At 63.5% G+C, this 2956-nt stretch carries 4 protein-coding genes; all 4 read left to right on the top strand.

Translation table 11 applies throughout. From position 1 onward, the window contains the following. A partial coding sequence (locus EN906_RS29210; protein ID WP_164777440.1) for an SPOR domain-containing protein occupies positions 1–334 on the top strand: 334 nt, incomplete at its 5' end. Between the two features lie 132 nt (positions 335–466). Then, complete coding sequence (gene nagZ / locus EN906_RS29205; protein WP_127267596.1) at positions 467–1486, top strand: beta-N-acetylhexosaminidase; 1020 nt, start codon at positions 467–469, stop codon at positions 1484–1486. Between the two features lie 59 nt (positions 1487–1545). After that, a complete protein-coding gene (locus EN906_RS29200; protein WP_050596706.1) occupies positions 1546–2346 on the top strand; it encodes a ScpA family protein in 801 nt (266 codons plus the stop codon). Continuing rightward, on the top strand, positions 2343–2956 hold a 614-nt coding region (gene scpB, locus EN906_RS29195), incomplete at its 3' end, for an SMC-Scp complex subunit ScpB (RefSeq protein ID WP_127375568.1). The genes EN906_RS29200 and scpB, both read left to right, overlap by 4 nt.

Genomic DNA, 2956 nt, shown 5'->3' with positions numbered 1-2956 from the left:
GCGTCCATCCGACCAGCCGGTCGATGTTGTCGGCGAGGTCAAGCCCGATCAGGTTGCGTCCATAGATCCGGCATCGACTGCGGCCGGCGGTGGCTCGTGGTCGATGCAGATCGCCTCGCAGCCGACCGTCGAAAGCGCTCAGTCCAGCTATCAGGATCTGCAGCGCCGCTATGGCAGCGTGCTTGCCGGGCGTACCGCCAATATCGTCAAGGCCGAGATCGCCGGCAAAGGCACGTTCTACCGCGTGCGCGTTCCGGCCCAGTCACGCAATGACGCAATCAATTTGTGCACCAGCTACAAGGCCGCCGGCGGCAACTGCTTCGTCTCGCGCTAAAGCCGGAGCCGACCATCAAAAGCCGGCGCGGTCCATCGCGCCGGCTTTTTTCATGGGGAAAGCAGATCCGGCGTTGTCCCGGATGAATCCCTGGCGATTCCCTTTGATCGCACAAAGCCCTAAACTGCCGACATGACCGAATCAAAATCCATGATCCTCGGCTGTGCCGGGAAATCGCTTACCCGCGAAGAAATCAATTTCTATCGCAATGAATGCCCGTGGGCCTTCATCCTGTTTGCGCGCAACATTGGCGAGACCGAACAGATCCGCGATCTGGTCGCCGAGATGCGGGACTGCATAGGGCGTCCGGACGCGCTGGTGTTCATCGATCAGGAAGGCGGCCGTGTGCAGCGCTTGCGACCGCCGCTGGCACCGAACTATCCCGCCGGCGGCGCGCTCGGCGCGCTGTGGCGCGACGATCATGATGCCGGCGCCCGCGCGGCCTGGCTGATGGCGCGGCTGCATGCCTTCGACCTGCTGCGCTACGGCATCACAGCCGATTGCCTGCCGGTGCTCGATGTGCCGATCGAGGGCGCCAGCGATGTCATCGGCGCGCGGGCCTATGGCAAGGATCCGCGACCGGTGATCGAGCTCGGCCGCGCAGCCGCGGAAGGGCTGATGTCGGGCGGCGTGCTGCCGGTCATGAAGCATATTCCGGGCCATGGACGTGCCTTTGCCGACACGCATTTCGAACTGCCGGTGGTCAATGCCTCGCTCAGCGATCTGCAGCGGCATGATTTCGCCCCGTTCAAGGAGCTTAGCCATCTGCCGATGGCGATGACAGCCCATGTCGTCTACAGCGCGATCGACCCCAACAATCCGGCGACCACCTCCGGCAAGGTCATCGACGAGATCATCCGGCGCGAAATCGGCTTCGACGGACTGCTGATGAGCGACGACACCTCGATGAAGGCACTTTCTGGGGATTTCCCGACAAAGGCGGCATCGATCCTTGCGGCGGGCTGCGATCTGGTCCTTCACTGCAACGGCGTTTTCGAGGAGATGGCCGGCATCGCATCGCGCACCACAGGGCTTGAGGGCACGTCGTTGGAGCGCGCCAAGCGGGCGCTGACCTATATAAAGAACCGTGACACGGTCGAAGAAACCGAAATACGTGCCGAATTCGCCACCTACTTCGATGCGGTGGCATAGCAAAGGGAAGTGACGGAGTGGCGGAGACATTGGAAAGCAAGGCCTCGAAGGCCGCACCGATGGACCGTCTGTGGGCCGAGAATGACGATTCACGCGTTACCGGCGACCCGTCGCTGGTTGTCGACGTGGCCGGCTTCGAAGGTCCGCTCGACCTGCTGCTGCATCTTGCCCGCACCCAGAAGGTCGATCTGGCTCGCATTTCGATCCTGGCGCTGGTCGAGCAATATCTGACCTTTGTCGAGACGGCGAGGGCGCTCAGGCTGGAGCTTGCCGCCGACTATCTGGTGATGGCGGCGTGGCTGGCCTTCCTCAAGTCCAAGCTCCTGATCCCCAAGCAGCCCGGCGACGAGGGCGAAAGCGGTGAGGAACTGGCGGCGGTGCTGCAGTTCCGCCTGAAGCGGCTGGAAGCCATGCGCGACGCCTCGGCGCGTCTGGTCAACCGCAACCGGCTCGGCCGCGATGTGTTCGCGCGCGGCATGCCGGAAATGGTCATCGTCGAAAAGCGTAACGCCTATTCGGCCTCGCTCTACGATCTCTTGACCGCCTATGCCCAGCAACGCCAGAAGCAGGCGATCAACAATGTGACGATCGCCAGGCGCGGTGTCTGGTCGCTCAAGGATGCGCGCGACATCCTGACCCGCCTGGTCGGGGCTGCAAGCGACTGGACGGCGCTGGAAAGTTTTCTGATCGCATACATGACCAGCCCCGAGGAGCGGCGCACGGCAATCGCCAGTTCTTTTGCGGCAACATTGGAACTGGTGCGCGACGGCACGATGGACGTGCGGCAGGATCAGACGTTCGCGCCGATCTACCTGCGCGGGCGCACGCAGGCAATCAAGGCAGTCGAGGTGGCATCATGAGCGAACGCGCCAACGCTTCGGTTATCCCGTTCAAGGTCGGCGATGCACCCGAAGAGGAGTCGCTTTCCCGGGATCCGGCCGAGCAGCTACAGAACCCGGCCGAGCGGCTGCATCTGGCCGAGGCCGTGCGCATGGCCGAGGCGATCGTGTTCGCCAGCGCCGAACCCGTCAGCGAAAAGCAGCTCGCGGCACGCCTCCCTGACGGCATCAACATTGCCCTGGCCATGGCCGAGCTGCAGCAGATCTATGCGCGGCGCGGCGTCAATCTGGTGCGTGTCGGCGACGCCTGGGCGTTCCGCACCGCCGGCGACCTGGCTTTCCTGATGAGCCGCGATACCGTCCAGCAAAGGAAGCTCTCCCGCGCGGCTCTCGAAGTGCTGGCGATCATTGCCTATCACCAGCCGGTGACGCGTGCCGAGATCGAGGACATCCGCGGCGTCGAAACCTCGAAAGGTACGCTCGACACGCTGCTGGAAACGGAATGGGTGCGCATGCGCGGCCGGCGTAAGACGCCCGGACGCCCTGTGACCTACGGTACGACGGAGACCTTCCTCGACCATTTCGCGCTGGAAGAGATTCGCGATCTTCCTGGCATGGAGGAACTGAAGGG

The sequence above is a fragment of the Mesorhizobium sp. M7A.F.Ca.CA.004.06.1.1 genome (assembly GCF_003999135.1).
Classification (GTDB): Bacteria; Pseudomonadota; Alphaproteobacteria; order Rhizobiales; family Rhizobiaceae; genus Mesorhizobium.
The sequence above is the reverse complement of the archived record's forward strand: the minus strand, read 5'-3'. Positions and strand labels throughout refer to the sequence as shown.

What these genes read in the sequence shown, in the direction of transcription:
- nagZ (WP_127267596.1), top strand. Translation starts at nt 467, where the DNA reads ATGACCGAATCAAAATCCATGATCCTCGGCTGTGCCGGGAAATCGCTT.
- EN906_RS29200 (WP_050596706.1), top strand. Translation starts at nt 1,546, where the DNA reads ATGGACCGTCTGTGGGCCGAGAATGACGATTCACGCGTTACCGGCGAC.